This is a genomic window from Anaerocolumna sp. AGMB13020 (genome assembly GCF_033100115.1).
Lineage (GTDB): Bacteria > Bacillota > Clostridia > Lachnospirales > Lachnospiraceae > Anaerocolumna.
On the sequence record NZ_CP136910.1, the window covers coordinates 331,686 to 353,233 of the forward strand.

At 38.9% G+C, this 21,548-nt stretch carries 18 protein-coding genes and 1 tRNA gene; 5 read left to right on the plus strand and 14 right to left on the minus strand.

From position 1 onward, the window contains the following. Window positions 1-123 precede the first annotated feature (123 nt). A complete protein-coding gene (gene arfA, locus R2R35_RS01415) occupies window positions 124-1,620 on the plus strand; it encodes an arabinosylfuranosidase ArfA (RefSeq protein WP_317732717.1) in 1,497 nt (498 codons plus the stop codon). A 301-nt stretch (window positions 1,621-1,921) separates the two neighbouring features. On the opposite strand, the gene R2R35_RS01420 is transcribed toward arfA, so the two are convergent. The 13 genes from R2R35_RS01420 to R2R35_RS01480 all read right to left on the minus strand — a co-directional run bounded on the left by R2R35_RS01420 (window position 1,922) and on the right by R2R35_RS01480 (window position 17,333). Next, the gene (locus R2R35_RS01420) at window positions 1,922-2,341 is read right to left on the minus strand and encodes an NUDIX hydrolase (protein ID WP_317732718.1); all 420 of its coding nucleotides are present in this window, start codon (window positions 2,339-2,341) and stop codon (window positions 1,922-1,924) included. A gap of 168 nt (window positions 2,342-2,509) precedes the next feature. Further along, a complete protein-coding gene (locus R2R35_RS01425; RefSeq protein WP_317732719.1) occupies window positions 2,510-2,887 on the minus strand; it encodes a VOC family protein in 378 nt (125 codons plus the stop codon). A gap of 147 nt (window positions 2,888-3,034) precedes the next feature. After that, window positions 3,035-3,718 carry a 4'-phosphopantetheinyl transferase family protein gene (locus R2R35_RS01430; RefSeq protein WP_317732720.1) on the minus strand — a complete coding sequence of 228 codons (684 nt, stop codon included), beginning with the start codon at window positions 3,716-3,718 and terminating at the stop codon, window positions 3,035-3,037. Between the two features lie 416 nt (window positions 3,719-4,134). Beyond that, the gene (locus tag R2R35_RS01435) at window positions 4,135-5,547 is read right to left on the minus strand and encodes a four-carbon acid sugar kinase family protein (protein WP_317734723.1); all 1,413 of its coding nucleotides are present in this window, start codon (window positions 5,545-5,547) and stop codon (window positions 4,135-4,137) included. 59 nt (window positions 5,548-5,606) lie between these two features. After that, window positions 5,607-7,574 carry a glycoside hydrolase family 127 protein gene (locus R2R35_RS01440; protein WP_317732721.1) on the minus strand — a complete coding sequence of 656 codons (1,968 nt, stop codon included), beginning with the start codon at window positions 7,572-7,574 and terminating at the stop codon, window positions 5,607-5,609. A 74-nt stretch (window positions 7,575-7,648) separates the two neighbouring features. Further along, the gene (locus R2R35_RS01445) at window positions 7,649-8,329 is read right to left on the minus strand and encodes an aspartate/glutamate racemase family protein (RefSeq protein ID WP_317732722.1); all 681 of its coding nucleotides are present in this window, start codon (window positions 8,327-8,329) and stop codon (window positions 7,649-7,651) included. Window positions 8,330-8,463: 134 nt separating this feature from the next. Then, window positions 8,464-10,470, minus strand: a complete 2,007-nt coding sequence (locus R2R35_RS01450) for a beta-galactosidase (RefSeq protein WP_317732723.1) — start codon at window positions 10,468-10,470, stop codon at window positions 8,464-8,466. Between the two features lie 34 nt (window positions 10,471-10,504). After that, the gene (locus R2R35_RS01455; protein WP_317732724.1) at window positions 10,505-11,530 is read right to left on the minus strand and encodes a LacI family DNA-binding transcriptional regulator; all 1,026 of its coding nucleotides are present in this window, start codon (window positions 11,528-11,530) and stop codon (window positions 10,505-10,507) included. A 91-nt stretch (window positions 11,531-11,621) separates the two neighbouring features. Further along, window positions 11,622-12,428 (minus strand): carbohydrate ABC transporter permease, encoded by an 807-nt coding sequence (locus R2R35_RS01460; protein ID WP_317732725.1) that lies wholly within the window; start codon window positions 12,426-12,428, stop codon window positions 11,622-11,624. Beyond that, a complete protein-coding gene (locus R2R35_RS01465) occupies window positions 12,425-13,294 on the minus strand; it encodes a carbohydrate ABC transporter permease (protein ID WP_317732726.1) in 870 nt (289 codons plus the stop codon). Before R2R35_RS01465 ends, R2R35_RS01460 begins: the two co-directional genes overlap by 4 nt. Before the next feature lie 26 nt (window positions 13,295-13,320). Then, window positions 13,321-14,670, minus strand: a complete 1,350-nt coding sequence (locus R2R35_RS01470; protein ID WP_317732727.1) for a sugar ABC transporter substrate-binding protein — start codon at window positions 14,668-14,670, stop codon at window positions 13,321-13,323. 387 nt (window positions 14,671-15,057) lie between these two features. Continuing rightward, the gene (locus R2R35_RS01475; RefSeq protein ID WP_317732728.1) at window positions 15,058-16,704 is read right to left on the minus strand and encodes an MFS transporter; all 1,647 of its coding nucleotides are present in this window, start codon (window positions 16,702-16,704) and stop codon (window positions 15,058-15,060) included. A 68-nt stretch (window positions 16,705-16,772) separates the two neighbouring features. Beyond that, the gene (locus R2R35_RS01480) at window positions 16,773-17,333 is read right to left on the minus strand and encodes a TetR/AcrR family transcriptional regulator (protein WP_317732729.1); all 561 of its coding nucleotides are present in this window, start codon (window positions 17,331-17,333) and stop codon (window positions 16,773-16,775) included. Window positions 17,334-18,080: 747 nt separating this feature from the next. On the opposite strand from R2R35_RS01480, the gene R2R35_RS01485 reads away from it, so the two are divergent. The 4 genes from R2R35_RS01485 (at window position 18,081) to R2R35_RS01500 (ending at window position 21,178) form a co-directional block, all read left to right on the plus strand. Beyond that, entirely contained in the window at window positions 18,081-18,224 is a 144-nt protein-coding gene (locus tag R2R35_RS01485) for a hypothetical protein (protein WP_317732730.1), read from the plus strand. Between the two features lie 86 nt (window positions 18,225-18,310). Continuing rightward, window positions 18,311-19,249: an alpha/beta hydrolase gene (locus R2R35_RS01490; RefSeq protein ID WP_317732731.1), complete on the plus strand. Its 939-nt coding sequence runs from the start codon at window positions 18,311-18,313 to the stop codon at window positions 19,247-19,249. Further along, window positions 19,246-20,526 carry a hypothetical protein gene (locus R2R35_RS01495; protein ID WP_317732732.1) on the plus strand — a complete coding sequence of 427 codons (1,281 nt, stop codon included), beginning with the start codon at window positions 19,246-19,248 and terminating at the stop codon, window positions 20,524-20,526. The genes R2R35_RS01490 and R2R35_RS01495 overlap by 4 nt, the downstream gene beginning before the upstream one ends. After that, a complete protein-coding gene (locus R2R35_RS01500; protein WP_317732733.1) occupies window positions 20,513-21,178 on the plus strand; it encodes a DUF6320 domain-containing protein in 666 nt (221 codons plus the stop codon). The genes R2R35_RS01495 and R2R35_RS01500 overlap by 14 nt, the downstream gene beginning before the upstream one ends. Window positions 21,179-21,401: 223 nt before the next feature. Here the strand turns inward: R2R35_RS01500 and R2R35_RS01505 are convergent. Then, window positions 21,402-21,486 (minus strand) — tRNA-Ser (locus tag R2R35_RS01505). Window positions 21,487-21,548: the final 62 nt, after the last annotated feature.

The following is a 21,548-nucleotide window of genomic DNA, read 5'->3' on the forward strand; positions in this document are numbered from 1 at the left end:
CCATAAGTAAAGCATATTTATAATCGGAAGAAAAGTCAATACATAAAGAAATTAGGTTAATTTCTTTTTATCATAGCCTGCTATAATTTAGATAAAATATGTGATTAAAAAGGAGTTACTAAATTGAGAAAATCAAAAGTAAGTATCGACAAACATTTTATTGTAGGGGATATTGATAAGCGTATCTATGGTTCTTTTATTGAACACCTGGGACGTGCAGTGTATGAAGGCATATATCAGCCCGGAAGTCCCTTTGCTGACGAACAGGGGCTTAGAAAGGATGTTATTGACCTTATACAACAGCTTAATGTTCCCATTGTTCGTTATCCCGGCGGAAATTTTGTGTCTGGTTATCATTGGGAGGACGGTGTGGGTCCCAAAAGCGAGCGACCTGAGAGAATAGATCTTGCCTGGAATGTAATTGAAACAAATCAGTTTGGCCTTAATGAGTTTATGGATTGGGCAGACAAAGCAGGCACAACTCCGATGATGGCTGTCAATCTTGGAACACGTGGGGTGGAGGATGCAAAAAACATAGTTGAATATTGTAATTTAAAAGGCGGCAGCTATTACAGTGATTTAAGAAGAAAACACGGATACGAACAGCCCCATGATATAAAGCTCTGGTGTCTGGGAAATGAAATGGATGGTCCCTGGCAGATGGGTCATAAGACTGCAATGGAATACGGAAGAATTGCTTCAGAGGCAGGTCGTATCATGAAGATGGTGGATCCTTCCATAGAACTGGTTGCCTGCGGAAGTTCCTCTCTTAATATGGAAACTTTTGGTAGTTGGGAAGATACCGTACTTACTGAATGCTATGATCAGGTGGATTATCTTTCTTTGCACCAATATTACGGAAATGAAGCTGATGATACACCTGCATTTCTTGCGAATACTGTTGCAATGGAGAATTTTATCAGTTCTGTAATCTCCATCTGCGATGCTGTAAAAGCTAAAAAACGCAGAAGCAAGTCCATCAATCTCTCTTTTGATGAATGGAATGTATGGTATCATTCCAGGAAGCAGGATGAAAAATTGGAGCGTTGGTGCAAGGCTCCTCATCAGCTGGAAGATATCTATAATTTTGAAGATGCATTATTGGTAGCGGGTATGATGATTACCATGCTGCGTCATGCAGACCGTGTCAAAGTAGCCTGCCTGGCACAGCTTGTTAATGTTATTGCTCCTATTATGACCTCCGATACCGGAGCCTGGAAGCAAACCATCTTTTATCCCTTTGCTCTAATCAGCAATCATGGTGCCGGAACCGTGCTAAATACAGTCATAGATACACCTGTATACGAGAGCGTTCACGGGGATGCTCCTTATCTGGATTGTGTAAGCATTATGAATGAAGAAAATGAAACCCTGACAATCTTTGCATTGAACAAAGACCTCGACTCACCAATGGAAATGACCTGTGATTTGCGACAGTTTAATGAATACAAGATTAAAGAGCATTGGGCCTTAAGTCATCCTGATTTAAAGGCTATTAATACGGAGGAATTTCCGGATAATGTGGCACCTGTCAGATCAGACAGTGCTAAAATTGATAATGGGATTCTGGAAGCTTTATTAGGAGCTAAGAGTTTTCATGTAATGATACTTGGCAAATAAATTTATACGAAGCTTTGATTGGTTTATATTTTTCACAAGGGATGGAGAATTGCAGCAAACAGTAAGTACTCATGCTTCAATTCCAAGGTATAAAAAGTCCTGATTCTCTGAAGATTTCGTGTTGGACATGATGTAAAACAAAACAGATAAATCGTTGCGATCAGTTAATTTTGTGTTACAACACGAAGTCTTCAGAGAAAGTATTGCTTTTTTATACTTATCATAATATGCAAATATGTATATAAGTCAGATCTTAACGTATTAATTAATCACTTTGTTCCAATTTACTTTAGAGCACAAATTAACTGCAACCGTTATTATATGCTAAGGTATTAATAACCTTGTTCACAAGTTCTAAGTGAAGCAAAGGATAGGTGAGATTACTTGGTATTTCAGAGAAAAACTCTATTCTTTCAATTTCTGAATCAGGCATTTCATCAAACTCTTTTATTTCGGCATAAAAAAGCATCGCATACCTTGATAATGAGTATGTGCATATCGGTATAATATCAAAACTTTTTGCTCCTGTCTCTTCAAATAATTCTCTCTTTGCAGTATCCAATATTGACTCATTTTCCTCTCTATGTCCTCCTGGCACCTCCCAGGTATCTCTATCCTTATGCTTGCAGAATACCCACTTCCCTTTGAATTTGGATACAATTACAGCTGCGAATAACAAAGAATCTTCAATTTCTTCGATATCATAAAAATTTACTTCCATTAAATCACCTCATTTTGGTATAAACGACTTTCCTGCTTATATATATATTGTCGGTGCAACTAATGTTATTTTTATACCATTCTTTTGTAAGATATCTCATATGATTTCTCCTGTGATCTTATTCATTCTTTAGTTAGTGAAAGAAATAAAAGTACGGTATCACAAGTATCAGGCCTTATTATCTTGGGCGCAGAGACAGAAAGGATGTCCGGCTGGATCTAACATAGTGACCCATTCCTTTCCTCCAAATTCTGATTCTGTTGTCCTGGCCCCTAAAGCTAGTGCATATTCAACTGCCTCCTCAACGTTTGGAACCTGAAAGTCAAAATGCATCTGTTTTTGTTGCTTACCCTCTTCCTCAGGCCAGGTAGGCGGGACATAATCCTCCTCTTGAATGAATAAAAATACGATACCATCGTTACTCAATGCAGGACGCCCAAACATAATGCTTTTTTCCCAGCCAAGTAAATTATGATAAAATTCACACAAAGTCTGTTCATCGTCACAATCCACCATTATATTTCCCAGATGTATTCCGTTTAACATAGAAACTCCTTTCACATGCTACTTAGTCCTTTAAGCTTTACCATTTACACTATAGACTAATTTTTGTAATCAATTACAAATCCCCCTATGTTACACCATTTTATTCCATGGTTCAATCTGACTTTCACCAGAACATTACGTGTTCTATCATAGAAGCATTAATTCTTCAGCCCTTCTTATTTTCACCTCATGAGCAAATCTGCTGTCCATTCCGCATACTGCCATTTTATAATCTGTATCAAGCTTATACTGTTTAAAGCTGTAATTCCTAATATCCTCTTTGGATTTAAACAGTATATCCTCTGATTGGATACGAAAGGAAAAGGAGTTAAGGGGAATTGAAAGACCTTTTCCCACAGCCTTGATATAAGACTCCTTCAATGTCCATAATTCATAAAAATAAGATAAACGTTCTGAAGCCTCCTTTTGCATCAGCTCTTGATATTCCTCAAGATGAAAGAAACGCTTTGCAATATCAAACTCAATTGGTTGAATATGTTCAACATCAATACCTACAGGTAATGAATGGACAGCACACACAACCCAATCTCCTGCATGAGAGGTATTAAAGCAGAAGTCTTGCTGCTGCTGTTTTAAAGCGGGCTTACCATACTCATTGTATTCAAATACGATATCCTCATTTTTTTGGCCTAATTTGTTCGTTATAATCTGTCTGACCAAAACATCACTGACTAAGGAACGCTGGGCATCCTGTATTCTATGAAACCTTCTGATTCTATCCTGCTTTTCCCCGGATACTTTGCTAAGAAGCAAATGATACAGTTCCTGTGGTAATTGATTGCTTAAATTTACAGCATAAATTTCAATCATATTCTCCCGCCTTTATCTGGTTTTATATATTGGTTCCGCTTATTAAATTATTTTGTATCCACTCTTTAAGGGTGAAATTCATATGCTGCCTGAATATGCTGAATAATCCAGTTTAAGAACAATGTACTCTCAAAAAAACCACTTCTGGGCTTCCCTGATAGTGTAATAAAGCTGGTAATAAGCCCCCTGACAGGCGTGTACTTAAGCTTTTCCTGACAACCCTGTGATAGATTCCTGGGGTAATCTGTCAGAACAGCTTTGCACCTCTTGTCCAGGAGCTTATTGTCAACAGTCTTATATTTATATTGAATATTTTACCATCTTGAACATAATTTTACTACTTCAAATTCATTATTTTGACTTATTGGAATATCTGTTCCATAAAATTTAAAAGCGGTTCACCTCTATACTGTCTTCTAAATTAATTCTTGTAAGATTTTCTTTAGGGTCTGTTTCTCACCAACATTTCCCGGAAAAATGATATAGGGTATTCCCGGAAATCGGCTGTTTTCATCTGTTTTCCAAACAGGAATTCCCGGCTGAATCTGACCTAATACATATGCCTTTCGAACCTTTAAGGCTCTCACTCCGATATCACTTGATGTAATTCCACCTTTTGCAATAACGAATCCCGGAACTGTACCTAGTTCAGATACCAACTTAAGCACCGACTCAGATATCTTAACAGATCGCAAAAGCGCCTTTTCTTTCGTATCCTTATCAAGAGTCAGCAACCTGCGTTTGGTATAGGTAACAACTGTTTTACCTTCCTCTATCAGTGCCTTACTGCGTGCTGTAACCCGTTCTACCTCTTCCTCCAGCCTGTCCTCCAATACCAGGTCAGAATTAAATTCCAGAAATTCCAGCTCCTCCATATCTTTTAAAGCTTCCAGCTGTGCGGTTGTCTTCTCTGTATGGGAGCCTATAACCACAATACCGCCTCGTTTTACAGGCACCGTAATCATATCCTCTTTTCGGAGCAAAGGCTGATCTGCTATTCCGCCTATAACCTTTATAAAATCAGCGGCAGTTCGAAACAGATAATGTCTGCCACCCTTTATTGCACGGTAAAAGGCAACGCAGAAAGTTTCCAGGCAGCCTGTATCTATGGCATTAACTATGACCTTTCCAAAACCTTCTACACCAAGGAGTGTCTCCTTAATAACCTCCAGCTCGGCACCTCGAAGTTGGTCTAAGCTGACAGATTTCACTGATTCTGCAAGGTAAGCACCGCCTGTCTTCTCTTCGATATATTCACAGAGATTTGAACTTGTATAACCAAAGGTTTTATCTCTGGCAAATTCTGTATCAGCTGCGGGTATAAGCTCTTCTTCATATCTGACATAATGAATGTTATCGATGGTATACCTTCCGCCTGCTTTAAAAAAGGGAATCAAAATCTCTCCATCCACCTTAATTGCCAGTCCCTTTTCCAGCTCTTCTTTCAGAAGAAAGGTTTCAAGAGGATAATGGCCTCTTAAGGTAGAGTCACCCCGGCTGATAATCTGAAAATTCATTCCTGTTTCTTTGGCGGCTCTTATAATGTTCTTTGCAATTTCAATATGTACCTTCGTGGTCTGCTGCTCTGTCATAGCCCGGGAATTGGTCAGAATATAGAACAGCATATCCTCACTTAAAAATCCTTCAAGGATACTTTCATAATTCCAATCCGTATATACAAATACATCATGAACCGCCTGTACACCAGTTGGATCGTCATCCAATACTATTATCTTCAGCTTATTACTCTCAATTTCCTGTCTCAGTAAATCTGCTATTTTACTGCTCTTATATTCATTATGCTGATATTTATTTTCAACATCTGTCATTCTCAAACGTTCCAAGGAAGCCTCCTAACTTAATAACCAAAGGATAAATTATGGATTCTTTATTTCACAGGGTAAGCTACGGGAAGCCATATTCTCATTTCACCGTAACCTCTGTTATCCCAGGCAAAATAGGGAATCAGGCGAACCGGCAATTTACGAATTCCTTCATAATGAAGTGTTTGATATAAAGCTTCGCGGTCATAGTCTACCCTGTTATGAGCATACAACTCGCCTTCCAAAACCTGAATTTCTCTTCCTGCAATTACATGGTATTTCTCTTCAAATTTCGTTTCAGGAGTAATCAACAGATCATCCAGCGTCTCAATCTTTGCGTCATTGGATTCCACGCAATATACCAGGGGACCTTTCTCAACCGCTACCTGATTACTGTTTTCTTCTACTAACGGATGGGAAACGGTCAGCCGCGCTGCCATCTCAAAGTATACCTCGATTTCTGTACCCTCAAGCCGATTAAGCGCAACAGGGATAAAAGTATTGGCATCCTTCTTTGATAAGCTTCTCTTCTCTCCTCCTGAAAGAGTAATGTATCCATTTTCTGCCCAGCTGGGAATGCGGATGTTAATAATCACTCTGCCATCCTTGTTAACTTTAGTAATCCTGAATTTGATTACACCTTCATAAGGGTAATTGGTTTCCTGTAAAAGTTCAAAATCCGTTCCGTTATCCAGGCTGATATGTGCTTTATTAGCTCCATACATGCCTATATATACCGAATCCTCAGACACAGAATAAGCATATTCATAACTCTGCGCAAGGTTACGTGCCAGATTCGGAGGACAGCAATAACTGGTTATGTATTCTGTTCTTTCCAGCGACCATACCATTTCAAATTCCAGCTTCTTCGCTCTTCTTAACATATTCTCGTAAAAATAACGTTTCCCATCCAGACTGACAGCAGCCAGATTGACATTTAGCATCGTTCTTTCAATGATATCCAAATACTCAGCCTTCTGTTCTATATTAAACATACGATAAGCCCACATAACCAAACCAATGTTAGCACAGGTCTCATTATAAGCGGTGATATTGGGCAACTGATACTCATAACCAAAGGATTGATGGGTTTTCTGGTCTTTAAAGAAATTACCGTAAGGGGATACTCCATTATAAAGTGCACCACATCCGTTTGTAAGATACAGTTTGTGTTTCAGTAAATCCTCCCATACTCTGTGTAGCATATCCTTATATTCTTCCTCTCCAAGCTCAGCGTACAAATCTGCTACACCACTGTAGAGGTAATTGGACCGTACGGCATGACCAACAATTTTTTCATGCTGCTTTAGAGGTATTCTGTCCTGGTTATCATCCGTACCGTCTTTTACGGAATCTCTGAGTTCAATGGCCAGCTTTGCCAGTTCAAGATACTTCTTCTCTTCTGTTGTACGGTACATTTCAATCAACCCCATATAATGGGAAGGGCATACTGCCGTCTGTACTTCTCCGGTTCTGGCAGCCTCCTGGTACAGCTCATAGAGATAATCTGCTGTCTTCTTCGCTATCATCATAAAATTATCCTTGCCGGTAATTCTATGATGAAGACATGCACAGGTAAATAAATGGCCGAAATTATAAACTTCAAAATCGTTGATGTCGCCCATACGGGATATTCCGTTACTGTTCCTTTCACCGATAATCTGTTTAGTGGAAAGATAGCCATCCGCCTGCTGTGCACGGCTGATTAAATCGATATATTCCTCAATCTCATCTAACATTTTCTGGTTATTACTTTTAGCAGCGGTGTATAAAGCCGCCTCCATCCATTTATAAAAATCACCGTCTCCAAAGACAGTACCATTATGTTCTCCCTCTGAATCTCCGGCGCATATTTTAAAGTTTTCAACTACATGACTGATATCCTTGGAATCAAACATATGCTTAAGCTGTGGTACAGTAGCCTCTGCACAAATTTTAAAGCTTTCTGCCCATAAACCTCCGGTCCATTCAACCGCATCAAAAGGTAGGGATGATACTTTCGCATAAGGTGATTTTTTTGTATTGGTTAACATAAATACCTCCATTCTGCCTTAGGCAGTCTATATGATTTAGGTCAAAAAAAGGTACGATGACTTTGTATTGTTTCTTACAAAAGCCCCTTCCGTATTAATGCTTCCTTTAAAGCTATTGCACCATAGCGGGGACTGGAAACAACCGGCATATTACAGGTCTTTGCAAGCAGTTCCTCACAATATGCCATGGAACCCTGACATAACAGAATAACATCTGCTTCGTTCATAATCTCAGAAGCTTTGCTTAACATAAGGCTTTTGAATTCTTCCTGATTCGCACCAAAAGCATCGATTAATCCATCCACCAGTGTAACTTGTTGTCCTAATTCTCTTGCTACACGCTTCACAGTGTTCTTTGTGGGCTCAAGTGTTGTCGGAAGTGTTGCCAGTATACCGATACGTCCAGCTTTCTTTGCTGCAATTCTAACTGCATCCTTACACATCTCTTCATCAATTCTGACGATGGGTATCCCCATATATTTTGCCAGGTCCTGGCTTGCATCAGCCACTTCGCCTACCGAGGAGCAAAGATTAAGAATTGCCACCGCTCCGTCAGCAACTGCATTCATATACAAGCTAACCAGCTTACCTGCTGCCGTTGCTGTCACATATCCTGCTTCTCTGGCTTCCGCCAATATGGAAGGATCCTTGTAGCTTAGCAGCTCAAATCCTTCACCGATATTTTTTTTCACTTCCTGTTCAACCATGTCAATCAGTTCCGGCGTTGTACTTGTATAAACCAACCCAACCTTCATAACTACCTCCATATAACTCATACGAAAATTCTTGCAATTCGCAAGTCTCTGTTATTATGTTACTATTGTTAAAGATCTAGAAAGTTCTAATTGTAATATGTTCTTCCATATAATTTCATATTCAAAACTACCTTTTAAGCTAAAATCAATACATCGGAAGGAGCAATTTGTATTTTTCCGCTATAACACTTATCGTCCAGCAGATTTTTATATTTTGCAGTTTTTAGATCAATTACTCCTGTTTGTGTTCCATGATTGATAACAAATATAAATTTGCCATTTTCATTTGTTCTGGAGGTAATTTCCATATCCCCAGCAAACTCAAATTCTGAGGACAGCTTTTCATTTTCACAAATTTCCTCAATCAAACGGTTTAAATAAGTTTCTTCTATCTGAGTTCCAAGATAATATGCTTTGCCAGCACCGTATCGATTCACGGTAACAGCAGGCATTCCTTCATAGAAATCACTGCTATAAGCTGCCAACACCTCTGCACCATTTGAATGTAGCACATCACATAGGAAGCTGCACATATACTCCTGGCTGTTTATTTTGTTTCCAGTCATTTTTATTGTGTTCTTCTCCATCGGGTACAAAGCATCCACTTCCTCGACCCATACCCCCAGGACCTCACGAAGCAGTCCGGGATATGCTCCAAAGATGCAGCGGTCATTCTCATCCACGTACCCTGACATATAGGTAGCAATTAAAGTACCCCCGGCTTTTACAAACTGCTCCAGCCTTTCAGCTACACCTTCTTTGGTCATATAGAGTAAAGGAGCTACAATTACCTTATAATTCGAGAAGTCAGTACTCTGTTTGATAATATCTACCGGTACATTCTGATAATAGAAAGGTTTATAATAGTAATGAACCTGCTCCAGATAATTCATATCCTTTGTCGGTCCACTGGTAAGTTCTAAGGACCACCAGTTATCCCAGTCAAAAATAATACCTGCCTTGGATTGTGTTCTTGCATTTACAAAGGTATTGTCAAGTTTTTTAAGCTCCTGTCCAAGCTTAGCACATTCCTTAAATATTCTGGTATCTTCACTTCCATTATGAGAAACAAAAGCCCCATGAAATTTCTCCTGTCCGCCAACGGATTGCCGCAGCTGAAAATATAGACAACTATCGGAACCATGAGCCAGACCCTGATATGCAATTTTACGAATTTCACCGGGTCGCTTCAACTTGTTATATGGCTGCCAATTCTGTTGATTGGGTGATTGCTCCACCACCAAAAAGGATTTACCATCCTTGCTGGCTCGCATAATATTATGCTTTAAGGCAGGAAAACTTCGTTCATCCCCCGGTGCAGGATAGTTATCCCAGCCTGCATAGTCCATTTGAGGAACCATCTCGAATTGATTTAATTTTTTGATATAACCTGATATGTTTGAGAATACAGGTAAATTTGGGGTTGCTTTTTTTAGTATCCGGGCTTCATTGTTATAACAATCTATGGTTGAGGCTGTAACAAACCTCATATAATCCAGCTGAATTGCAGGATTAAAACGATAGTCATCATTTAATTCTGTGGGCAGCATAATTTCCTCAAAGGAGGTCAGGGTCCTTCCCCAAAAGGAGGTCGTCCACTTATCATTGAGATTCTCTATTGTCTGATACCGTTTTTTTAACCAGCTACGGAATTTCTTCTGGCAGTTATCACAATAGCAATAGGTTCCGTACTCATTTGCAACATGCCAGCCAAGAAGTCCCTGGTAACTTTTATAACGTTCAGCCATAGCCGTTGCCATAGCAGCAGCTCTCTCTCTGTATTTCTCACTGTTCACGCAGAAAAAGACTCTCATGCCGTGGGTTCTCTTACGTCCGGCAATATCAACCGGAAGAACCTCCGGATATTTCCTGGACATCCAAGCTGGTTGCGCACAGGTTGGTGTGGCCAGAATCACTCGAATTCCATTGTTCCATAGTTTATCTAATATCTTATCCAGCCATTCAAACTGATAGACACCTTCTTCCGGTTCAAGCTTTGCCCAGGAAAATACCGGTAATGTTACAGTATTAACTCCTGCTTTTGCAAACAGCTCCATATCCCTGTCTATTGTTGCTTCATCCCATTGATCCGGATTATAGTCCCCCCCGAACAGGACAAAAGAATTCTTTAAATTATCCATTATTTACTCCTCTTATATCTTAAATAAAAGGTTATTACACGGAATGGTGTTTCACACTCTGCCGTTCTACCAAAGCAGTTTTCATCTCTATTTTCTGGATACCTTCTGATTTGCCCTCTATTTTACTTACCAGCGAATTAACAGCAACACAGCCGATTGCATATTTGGGTGTCTGAATTGTCGTCAGGGGAGGTTCCATCATACTTGATATGGATATATCATCAAATCCGACGATTGAAATATCCTCTGGAATCCGATATCCATTTTCACGAAGCACACGAATTGCCCAAATAGCTATGATATCATTATCTGCAAAAAAAGCAGTAGGCATATTCTTCCTGGCACCAAGATGCTCTTTCAGCTCCAGATAAGCTGCATCTCCGCCGGCAGAGGTAAATTCCACTATGTTGTCTTCGTTTAACTTAAGATGATTCTCTCTAATCGAACGCAGGAAGCCATAATAACGCTCAACGAAATTATTCGCATTACCTTCCACATGTAAATAACCAATCTCTCTATGTCCCATGGAAACAAGATGTGAGACAGCCAAATCAACTCCTTGTTCATTGTTGATCGCCACACTGTCCAGATCTTCACTACCCATGTAATTATCAATAATAACAGTAGGTACATGCATATCGGTAAAAAGTTTCATCTGTTCTTCTACCATTTCTGTTGCCAGCAAGAGAAGTCCTTCGATCTGCTCTTCTTTGATCTTTTCAACATCTAAAGCAATGGACTTGCTGTCTGAATAGGTAATCATCAGCTTGTAACCACAGTTCTTAACCTGATACTCTACACCTTCTATAATACCAGTAAAAATCTGAGAAAAGTAAGGTGATGCTTCTGCTTTTGAACCATTTTTACGGTATACAAGGAATAGTATCTTTTTCTCTTCAACAGTATCCGGTAATAAATCTTCATAACCAAATTCCTTCAACGCACTAAATACTTTATTTCTGGTAGCTTCACTGACACCGGGTTTATTATTTAAAACCAGTGAAACACTAGCAGGTGAAATCCCCAGCAACTTCGCTAATTCCTTTGCTTTTACAGCCATATTTCATCTCCTAAATTCAACTAAATATTTTAAATAATTTTAGCATTTAATTTAATTTCTGTCTACTAAAACCCGTTTAAAATGAAACAAATCATTTTACAGAACCAAGTATCCCTTCAACAAATTGCTTCTGTAGCAGGAAGAATACGAGTATTGTCGGTAATGTTGAGATAACAATTCCCACCATAATAACACCATAATCCGGGGTAAATCCAGCGGCAAGATTAGCAACTGTTAGCGGCAATGTAAATTTAGAATTACTTTGTAATGCAATCAAAGGCCACATATAGTTATTCCAGCTAGCCATAAAAGCAAAGATAGCTGCCGCTGCATAGGTTGATTTCATCATTGGAACAAAGATTCTGAAAAAAATCTGAAATTCCTTACAGCCATCCACTCTTGCAGCCTGTATGGTTTCAAAAGGAAACGCATGTGTGTTTTGCTTAAAGAAGAAAACTAAAAACGGAGCACCCAAAGCCGGCAGTATAATACACAAGTAACTATTTAGCAGCCCAAGCTGAGCAAACATACGAAACATGGGAATAATTCTGGCTGCGAATGGAACCATCATAGATGCAATGAGTACCATAAACAATATCTCTTTTGCCTTGGAAGGAAACATAACAAATGCATAACCGGCCAGGGAACATATAATAATGGAGGTTATGGTAACAACAACGGCAAGGTGCAGGGAGTTCAGAAAGGCTCTTCCGATATCTGCCGCTGCGAAGGCCTTTTCGATATTAAGAAACAAAGCAGTGCCGAAGGAAAGCTTCCCCATGGTAATATCCTTTGATTCATTTGTTATACTTATAATCATCCAGAGAAATGGTGAAATGGAAACAAATGATACAAGGATTAAAATAATATGCTTTAAAAAATAGGTTAATTTTTTCATTTTTCCTTCAACACTCCTTTCTGAACAACAGTAATAATACCAACTATTATAAATACAGCGTAGGACACGGCTGCTGCATAGCCATAGCTGGGAACAAAGTTAAAGGACAAATCATATATGTACTCCGAGATGGTACGGGTAGCATTACCCGGACCACCATTGGTAAGATTTACAACTTCATCAAATAATTGCAGTGTTGAATTTAGAGCCATGATACTGGTCAGAAAAACAATCGGCTTTAAAAGTGGCACAGTAATTTTCGTAAAAGAATGGAAAGCATTGCAACCATCAATTTGTGCTGCTTCATAGATGGACCCTTCAATATTTTGCAGCGCTGATAGATAAAAAATCATATAATAGCCTGTATACCGCCAGATAAGTGCTATGATAATTACTGCTTTGGCCCATGAAGCATCCAATACAAAAGCAATAGGCGCATCAATAAGATTAAACTTTATCAGCATATTATTAACAAAACCATCAACGGAGAAGATATTCTTGAATAATATGGAATAGGATACCATGGAGGTTACACAAGGGAGGAAAATACAAGTCCTGTAAATACCTCTTCCTTTCAGTCGTGGATCATTGAGCAGCACTGCAAGTATCAATGACAGCAACAGCATTATTGGTATTTGTATAACCGCATATAACAAGGTATTTCCTACTACAGTCCAAAAGGTTGAATCGCGAAACATTCTTTCGTAGTTTGCCAATCCATTAAAGGTAAGATTGGCGCCTTTTCCTGTCTTAAGAGATAGGAAGAATGCTTGAATCATAGGAATATAGCTAAATATCAGTATGAAAAACGCTGCCAGAAATATCATTGACCAGGCAACGATAGTAATTCTTTTTTTCTTATTCATTATGCAGCCACCCCCATTGTTCTGCTCTATTCCTGTACTGTCTGGTTAAACTGCTCTTCTGCTTGTTTTAAACTGGAATCAATATCCTTACCGCCTAAGATATCAGGCATTACCGCAAGTAAGGCTCCCTGTGCTTCTGCGGAGTAAGCTCCGTTGTTAACTGCGGGAATTTCTGCAATCCAACTGGCAAGAATCTGATTGATCTTTGTATTTGAAAAGAAAGGATCTTCTTTCTCATAAGCTGCTACGGTAGAAGCAGGCAAATATGTCGCCATAATATTCTTCTGCTCAACTAAAGTATTGTAAAGCTCTGTACTGCCGCCAAAGGTCTTTGCAAAGAAATCAGCAGCAACATCAGCATTTTTGCCCTCTGCTAATACATACCAGCTGGAACCACCCTGATTGGATTTGTTGGTTGCACCATTAACACTTAACTTAGGAACAGGCGCCACTTTCCATAAACCGCTCTGATCAGCAGCAGCCTTAATTGTTGAGGCAATCCAGGAACCACGGATAACACATGCCACTTCACCACCATTAATAGCACCTGCGAATCCGGTCCAGTCGCTGGCAACTTTTACAAAATCACTGCTATTAAACTGTTTGAAAATATCGATGCATTCCTTTAAAGCAGTGTTATTAACGAAGTTTGCCTTACCTGCATCGTCGGTATACCAGGTACCTGCTGACTGCAGCATAATCTGAAACTCTGAAATATCATTGGGATTATAGGTCTGAAGCAAATGCCCTTTCTCTTTTAATTTCTTACCGAGCTCAATATATTCAGCCCAGGTTAAATCCTGCATATCTTCGTCCGTATATCCGGCTTCCTGAATATAATCGGTACGGTAAAATAATCCGGCAACACCGGTATCAAAAGGCACACCGTAACCAACACCATCGTAAGATACCGCTGATTTCTTATAGCTGGCAAAATCATCGTAATTAATCACATCATCCATTGCCTTGAAAGCTCCTGGATAAGACATCAGATAACCTTGGGCTGCAAGATCACTAATGATAACCACATCAGGAAGATCTTCCTTTACTCCTGAGGCTAATACTGTATGTATCTTCTGAAGCGCGTCCGCTTTTGCCATCTCAACAAAATTTAAAGTTGCACCTTCGTACAATTCGTCTGCTGCCTGCAAAGCCGCACCATTAAAGTTAACATCCCAGCCCCATACGGTTATTTCAACCGGTTCAGCTGCGGGAGAATCTTTTGGTTCTTCTGTTTTAGGCGCATCTGTAGCAGTTGCCGCTTCTGTTTTAGAGTCAACTGGCTTATTTACCCCATTGTTTTTTGTACTGCATCCTGAAAATACAGAAGCTACTAATGCGGTAGCCAGAAGTAAAGATAATACTTTTCGTTTCATAAACTCCTCCATTATTTAGTTATTCTAAATTAATTTAAATATCGTTTAGTTGATATTTAATAGAATTATAATGCAAGGTAAAATGCATGTCAATATTTATTATGCATAATGCTTAAATATATCTACATTATCTAATTTTATTATACATTAAATACATCTTTGCTTATTTATTTTATAAATAAATGCTTAATAATTTAATTTATATTTAGTTCAAGAACTAAATTTGTAATAAAATATTTAGTTTTTAAACTAAAAAAGTCTATACACAAATACTTTCTTAGAAAATATTTGTGTATAGACAAAAGGAATAATCTATTAATATGTCTGTTTCTGTGTTCAGAACTTTTACAGCAGGATAAAGGTTTACAAAGTAAATTCCTTTCTCTTTTAAATAGTCTTTTTCTTATTTTTAAGGGTAAGTGATACGACAATTCCAATAGCAGCAATAACGGCAGAGGCAATAAACATATTTGTATAGCCCTGATTTAAAACACTTTGAAAAGTCTTTTCAATCTCAGAAGACATTTCACCAATCACAGGTAATACATACGTCTGCGCTTTCTCCGGAAGGAATTGCTTGAAAATATTCGTTAACTGGCTGACGATTGTTGTTACATCCGCATTTTGAAGAGATGCAAAGAGTTTTTCATTGCTACTTCCTCCGCCCGTACTCATAGCAGGGATCATATCTGCACCACCGGCTTTTGCAAAACCCGCCTGTAAGGTTTGCATCAGTTCAGACTGAATATTTTTACTGGCATCTATGATAAATCCAATCATGAAACTTGGTGAAATAGTAACTCCAATGGAACGAATCAGGGACATGGTTGCAAGAGCAGTTGCTCCCTCTTCTTCCTTTACAGCACCTAAAATCAGATAATTCAAGGGAGGTCCCATGATAAATCCAACTCCGAATCCCATAAATGCGATACCAATCAATACCGCAGCAAGCGTTAAAGTCCTTGCTGCAATTAGACCTAATATCAAAGTCCCTGCCACAGTACAGGCAAAGCCCAGAATGAGCACAAGCTTAGCGCCCTTTTTATCAAGCAGCTTACCACTTAGAGGAGATGCCACACCGGAAAATACCGCCAGCAAGGTTACCAGATAACCACCCGAACCCGTTTTAAATTTCAAAGTGTTTTCAGCAAACTGCGGCATATAAACCATTCCCATCATACCGATTCCAACAACAAAAGCAATAATAAAAATAGTTACTATCTCACGGTTCTTAAAGTATTTAATGGACAAAACAGGGTCGGCTGCTCTTTTTTCTACCAGTATAAATACAGGGATTAATAGAATAAAAGCTATTAGGAATGGAAATACATTCTTTTGCTGTAAACTCTTACCTACCGCAAAGAAATCAATATTTGTCAAGGCATATAATAAACTGGCAACAAGGGCAGCTAAAAGGAGAGCCCCTAAAATATCCAGTTTGTTTTTAACCGCCATCTTGGACTCCTCCATGGTACTTGCTAAAAACAGTGTTAAGATACAGATGGGAACGTTAATAAAGAAAATGAAACCCCAGTGATCCTGTCCGGCAATATCAATAATAGTACTTCCAAGGGTCGGTCCCACAATAGTGGCAACACCATAAACCGCACCAACCAACCCTAAGGCAGTGCCTCTTTTTTCAGGTGGAAAAGACTGACCGATTACCGTTGTTGCAATCGGCAGAATACCGCCTGCACCAATCGCCTGAATAACTCTTGCTATGAGTAAAAAAGTAAAGTTCCCATAGAAATTACTAAACCCGCAAAGAGCAGAACCAATACCAAAGACAGCAATACCAAAAATATACATCTTCTTTCTGCCGATTATATCGGACAGCTTAGAACTAATAGGCATGGAAACCGCATAAACCAACGTGTAAATCGTTATCATCCAGGCACCTACACCTTTTGATACGGAAAAACTATTCTGAATGATTTCTCTTGCCGGGGATACAATCCCATTATCGATAGCCCCCATAAATATTCCTAATAAAAATAAAATTAAAATCAATGTGGTATTTTTTTTCTGCACCATACTACGTCCCTTTCTGAACATTGTTCATTTAAAATCAAAAAAATTAAGTTTCTCCTATAGTAAGCACTCTATAGGAGATAACTCTTTAAGATCATTTCAAAAGTTTCATATTTAAATTGTTTCATCTGTGCAATCAGCATAAAATTCTGAACAATAAAACTAGCGAGCTCTCTGTCATTGATTTCCTGATTATCTGCACTTCCTTTCTTTTCCTTATGACTTATTATGGCTTTCTCCAGAGTATCAACAAATAAATCAACAACTTCCTGTTTTTGCTTATGATGCTCTTTTGTCATCCCCTTTTCATTGTTGTTTAATTTGAGCCAGGTATCTTTAAAGATATCAAGAAAAGACTCTAATATGGTATAGATTCTCTTAAACTTAGCAAATAACTCACAGTCTTCCTGCTCAGCCTCTTGGATTGCAGCAACAAATTCTAACCAGTATTGGTACATCAGCTCAGACATTAAAGTATCTTTCGTGGGAAAATAATTATAGATCGTACCGACTGCTATTCCAGACGCCTTTGCCACTTCCCGCATGCTTAACTTTCTATAACCTTTTGAAAGAATAATTACTTTTGCTTCTTTTAGGATTGTTTCTTTTAAATCATCGTATATCTTTGGCATGTTATCTCCCTTTATGAACTATGTTCATAATAACTCTTACCAATTCATTTTGCAAGATTTATTATAAGAATTTTATTTCTTTATAGATTCCATTATCTCTGTTAATATTTACAATTGTATCTTCTTCTGGCTGTGATAACAACTTTCTTCTCAAGTTCCGCAATATAACCGCTCCACCGCTGTCTCTAGCTGCAATCGCTAAAGGCATCACGAAAATGAAAACCCTATGCTCTTCATAATCAGGATAAACGTTGATTAATTTTAGAATTCTTTCTGGACTATCACATTTGAGGCATTTCATAGTATACTGTATATTAAATTCGTATCAAGTAAATAGGAAAACAATAAGTTGATTCTTTATGATTACTAAAACCGACTCATTTTCTTCAAAATTATAATCAACCATATCCTGTGGTTTCAATTTCAAAAATTCCTTTTATATCAGCATGTATTGCACCGAATTGCCTATGATAGTTAATTGGGGAATCTTTATCTGAAGCATAATCATAAAAATGTTTAATTTACAGAATGCAAAAGTTGAACTGACCATAATTTCCCAAAAACGTATTTCATTTAAAAATCTCCTTATCCGTATAAAATTATATTATTCTATATTCATGTGTATAATCGCTAAATATATTCTCAAAATTAGTTGTACTTAGGATAACAAAGTAAATGAAATCTTGATATTTAGCGTTAAAACGAATATAATCGTTTTAATGAAACTTCCCTTATGAGGTATCCAACATGAAAGGATATGTAAGAGCGGGAAACTGCAAAACAATGACATATTATGGACAGATGCAGTATCTTAGCAAATCGGGCCGTATAAAAGGCACAATTAAGTTCGGTACTTCTTTGGCTATTTCTGAAAAACAGCCAAACCAGTAAGCAGCCAAACCAGCACGCACGGAAAAATTGAAATCCGGACGTAAAACATAAACAAGCGAGTAAAATAAAGTGGAGAAAAAACGTCTATGAATAAATATATGCTTAACGCTTTGAAAACATTTTCACATGTGGATATAAAGAAAAATTATAAACTGATACGTCAGGCGTATATCATCGCTAAAAAACCGCGCATAAAATTAACCTATCAAACGTGGGATTTTTACATAAAAAATAGTGGGCATAACATCCCTATAAGGATATTTTCGCCGGTAAGCAAAAAGATAGAGGGTCTTGCCCTTAAAAAATATCCTGCTATCGTTTTTTTACATGGCGGTGGGTGGGTCATGGAAGATGTGGACACTTACGAAAAAACCTGTCTGACGATTGCCCGGCAGACAGGTCATATAGTGGTTGCGGTTGATTACCGTCTCGCGCCGGAAAATCCGTTTCCCGCTGCGCTTATGGATTGTTATAAGGTTGTGCGTACGGTCATACGGTGGCATAAGATGTCAGGCATTCCTCACAAGATTACTCTAATGGGCGACAGCGCCGGAGGTAATCTTGCCGCAGCGGTTTCTTTGCTTATGCGTAACAAGGGTGAAAAAACCGTTGACAGGCAAATTTTGATTTATCCTGTCACATATAATAACCATACAGAAACCTCTCCCTTTCCGTCTGTTATTGAAAACGGAACAGATTACATACTGACGTCAAAACATATGTGTGATTATATGGACTTGTATTGCGAAAAGGCGGAAAACCGAGAAAGTCCATATTGCGCGCCGCTTTTGGCTGGTGATTTTTCTAGCCAGCCGGAAACGCTGATTATTACGGCGCAATATGACCCTTTGCGGGATGAGGGCGAAGAATACGGACGTAAACTTAAGGAAGCGGGAAACTCCGTGATTGTCCATAGGGTAAAAGATGCCATGCATGGTTATTTTACATTGTCTGTAAATTATTCGGCGGTAAAAGAGAGCTATCATATAATAAATCAATTTTTAAGGGGAGAGCAAGTCAAATGAGTGGACCGGCTAAAAAGGCGTGGCATAAGCTTGACAACGCCGCTAAAATTTTCCCTCCCACCAGCAGTAAGTCGGATACATGGGTTTTCCGTTTTAGCTGTGAGTTATGGGAGAAGGTGGACGAAAATATACTGCAATCAGCATTAGACCGTACAATGAAGGATTTCCCGAGTTTTAGCTATGTGCTGAAACGCGGTATGTTTTGGTACTATTTAGAGCAAAGTGAAATCCGTCCGATTGTCCGCAAAGAGGATACCCCTCCGTGCAGTACGGTTTATCTTGACCGCAAGAGACTTCTGTTCGACGTTACATGGTATGGCAGAAGAATCAATCTTGAAGTATATCACGTCCTGGCCGACGGAACAGGTGCTCTGCAATTTTTGAAGACACTTACGCTGCATTATCTAAAGCTCGCGCACCCTGATACTATGGGTAATGTTTCCGGCATTGATTACGACGCTTCCGATTCACAGAAAATGAGTGACAGTTTTAATAAATACTATGACCGGCGCAAAGATTCCGGCGTTTTAAAAAACCCAACAGCTTATCAGATTAAAGGCGCGAAGGAAGCGGAATGGCGCCTGAATATTATAGAAGGAAGCGTTTCCGCAAAGGCACTTCTAGACAAAGCCCGCGAATATGAAACAACAGCTACGGTATTTATAACTGCGCTGCTTATTCGGGCAATCTATGGTGAAATGAGCGTACACAGCAGGAGAAAGCCTGTAGTTATAAATGTTCCTGTTAACCTGCGAAATTACTTCGACTCAAAATCGGTGAGGAATTTTTTTAGCCTAATCGAGATAAAATACAGCTTTGATGATGGTAAAGATAAGCTTGAAGATATTATAAAATGCTCAAAGGAATGTTTAGCAGAGCATCTTAACGAAGAATACCTGCAAGCCCGCCTGAATAAGCTAATCAGCTTTGAACGCAACTATTTTATACGCCCGATACCATTGACACTCAAAAATATTTTTATGAAAATTGCATACTCTTTCACGGTGCGCGAGTCTACAGCCTCGGTTTCAAATATGGGGAAAATCAGTATGCCAGACGAAGCAAAGCAATATATCAAGTTGTTTGACATCTTTAGCAGTACAGAAAAGCTCCAAATCTGTATTTGTTCCTATGAGGATAACATGAATATCAGTTTCACCTCTCCATTTGTCAGTACGGATATACAGCGCGATTTTTTCCGGCAGTTGACCAAAATGGGGATAGCTGTTGAAATATCCGCAAATAATTTAAGGGGGAAACAGGATGAAAATGTGTGAAAAATGCGCCGTGTCGGTATCAGGCGGTTTTGAGAAATGTCCATTGTGTCAAAATGCGCTCGTAAGCGAAACACAAAACGAATATGAACCTTTTCCTTTTATACCACTTGTAATAAATAAACACAGTCTGCTGCTCCGTTTATTAATGCTATGCTCAGTGGCAGTAGTCATTATTTCCTTTACAGTTAATTGGATGCTGCCCCAGAGCGGTTTTTGGTCTCTGTTTGTAGTTGCGGGAGTGGCTTGTGTATGGCTCAGTCTGTTGACCGCCATTCGCAAGCGACATAATATTTTAAAAAATTTATCTTATCAGGTAACTATTATAAGTATTTTGTCTGTATTGTGGGACGTCTTTACGGGCTGGCACGGCTGGTCTGTCGATTATGTCATTCCGATTGCCTTTGCCTCTGTCATGACGGCAACGGCGATTCTTGCCCGTATTCTTAAAATGCCGACAGAAACTTATATGGTTTACAGTGTCCTGCTCATACTCTATGGGATTATTCCGGCAATTTTTGTATTGAGCGGACTTAGCACAATCATATATCCGTCGTTGATATGTGTAGCAGGCAGTCTTTTATCGCTTGCAGCATTGCTGATATTTGAAAGCAGAAATATGATAGAGGAATTGAAACGCCGTCTACATTTATAGTTTTGTTTGTACGCTTTACCATCTGGCTTCCTCGCAATCACCCACGACACCCTTGCCATTGGCTATATCCTTCCCACTACCGATCGGATTCAGGACTTACACCCGTTGAAACATGCGCCCGCCAGGAAGCCCAACGTAAAAGGAGTTGTCAGCCGCAACTGACAACTCCCTCCATAACAATAGGTTTCAACCTTTTCAAAGCTGACCCATTGGAATACACTGACGGAGAGTTAGGGATTCGAACCCTAGGTACCGGTAGGTACACTGGTTTTCGAGACCAGCTCCTTAGGCCACTCGGACAACTCTCCATATATATTTAATCTTTCACATTCCGATGAGATAACAGGAATGTGAAATAATTAATCAATAA

Excerpts from the sequence above, each read along its gene's own strand:
- R2R35_RS01430 (WP_317732720.1), bottom strand. The coding sequence starts at position 3,718 with ATGATTGAAATTTATGCTGTAAATTTAAGCAATCAATTACCACAGGAA.
- R2R35_RS01420 (WP_317732718.1), bottom strand. The coding sequence starts at position 2,341 with ATGGAAGTAAATTTTTATGATATCGAAGAAATTGAAGATTCTTTGTTA.
- R2R35_RS01440 (WP_317732721.1), bottom strand. The coding sequence starts at position 7,574 with ATGTTAACCAATACAAAAAAATCACCTTATGCGAAAGTATCATCCCTA.
- R2R35_RS01470 (WP_317732727.1), bottom strand. The coding sequence starts at position 14,670 with ATGAAACGAAAAGTATTATCTTTACTTCTGGCTACCGCATTAGTAGCT.
- R2R35_RS01485 (WP_317732730.1), top strand. The coding sequence starts at position 18,081 with ATGAAAGGATATGTAAGAGCGGGAAACTGCAAAACAATGACATATTAT.
- R2R35_RS01495 (WP_317732732.1), top strand. The coding sequence starts at position 19,246 with ATGAGTGGACCGGCTAAAAAGGCGTGGCATAAGCTTGACAACGCCGCT.
- R2R35_RS01465 (WP_317732726.1), bottom strand. The coding sequence starts at position 13,294 with ATGAATAAGAAAAAAAGAATTACTATCGTTGCCTGGTCAATGATATTT.
- R2R35_RS01450 (WP_317732723.1), bottom strand. The coding sequence starts at position 10,470 with ATGGATAATTTAAAGAATTCTTTTGTCCTGTTCGGGGGGGACTATAAT.
- R2R35_RS01435 (WP_317734723.1), bottom strand. The coding sequence starts at position 5,547 with ATGACAGATGTTGAAAATAAATATCAGCATAATGAATATAAGAGCAGT.
- R2R35_RS01425 (WP_317732719.1), bottom strand. The coding sequence starts at position 2,887 with ATGTTAAACGGAATACATCTGGGAAATATAATGGTGGATTGTGACGAT.
- R2R35_RS01490 (WP_317732731.1), top strand. The coding sequence starts at position 18,311 with ATGAATAAATATATGCTTAACGCTTTGAAAACATTTTCACATGTGGAT.
- R2R35_RS01455 (WP_317732724.1), bottom strand. The coding sequence starts at position 11,530 with ATGGCTGTAAAAGCAAAGGAATTAGCGAAGTTGCTGGGGATTTCACCT.
- R2R35_RS01460 (WP_317732725.1), bottom strand. The coding sequence starts at position 12,428 with ATGAAAAAATTAACCTATTTTTTAAAGCATATTATTTTAATCCTTGTA.
- R2R35_RS01500 (WP_317732733.1), top strand. The coding sequence starts at position 20,513 with ATGAAAATGTGTGAAAAATGCGCCGTGTCGGTATCAGGCGGTTTTGAG.
- R2R35_RS01480 (WP_317732729.1), bottom strand. The coding sequence starts at position 17,333 with ATGCCAAAGATATACGATGATTTAAAAGAAACAATCCTAAAAGAAGCA.
- R2R35_RS01475 (WP_317732728.1), bottom strand. The coding sequence starts at position 16,704 with ATGGTGCAGAAAAAAAATACCACATTGATTTTAATTTTATTTTTATTA.
- R2R35_RS01445 (WP_317732722.1), bottom strand. The coding sequence starts at position 8,329 with ATGAAGGTTGGGTTGGTTTATACAAGTACAACGCCGGAACTGATTGAC.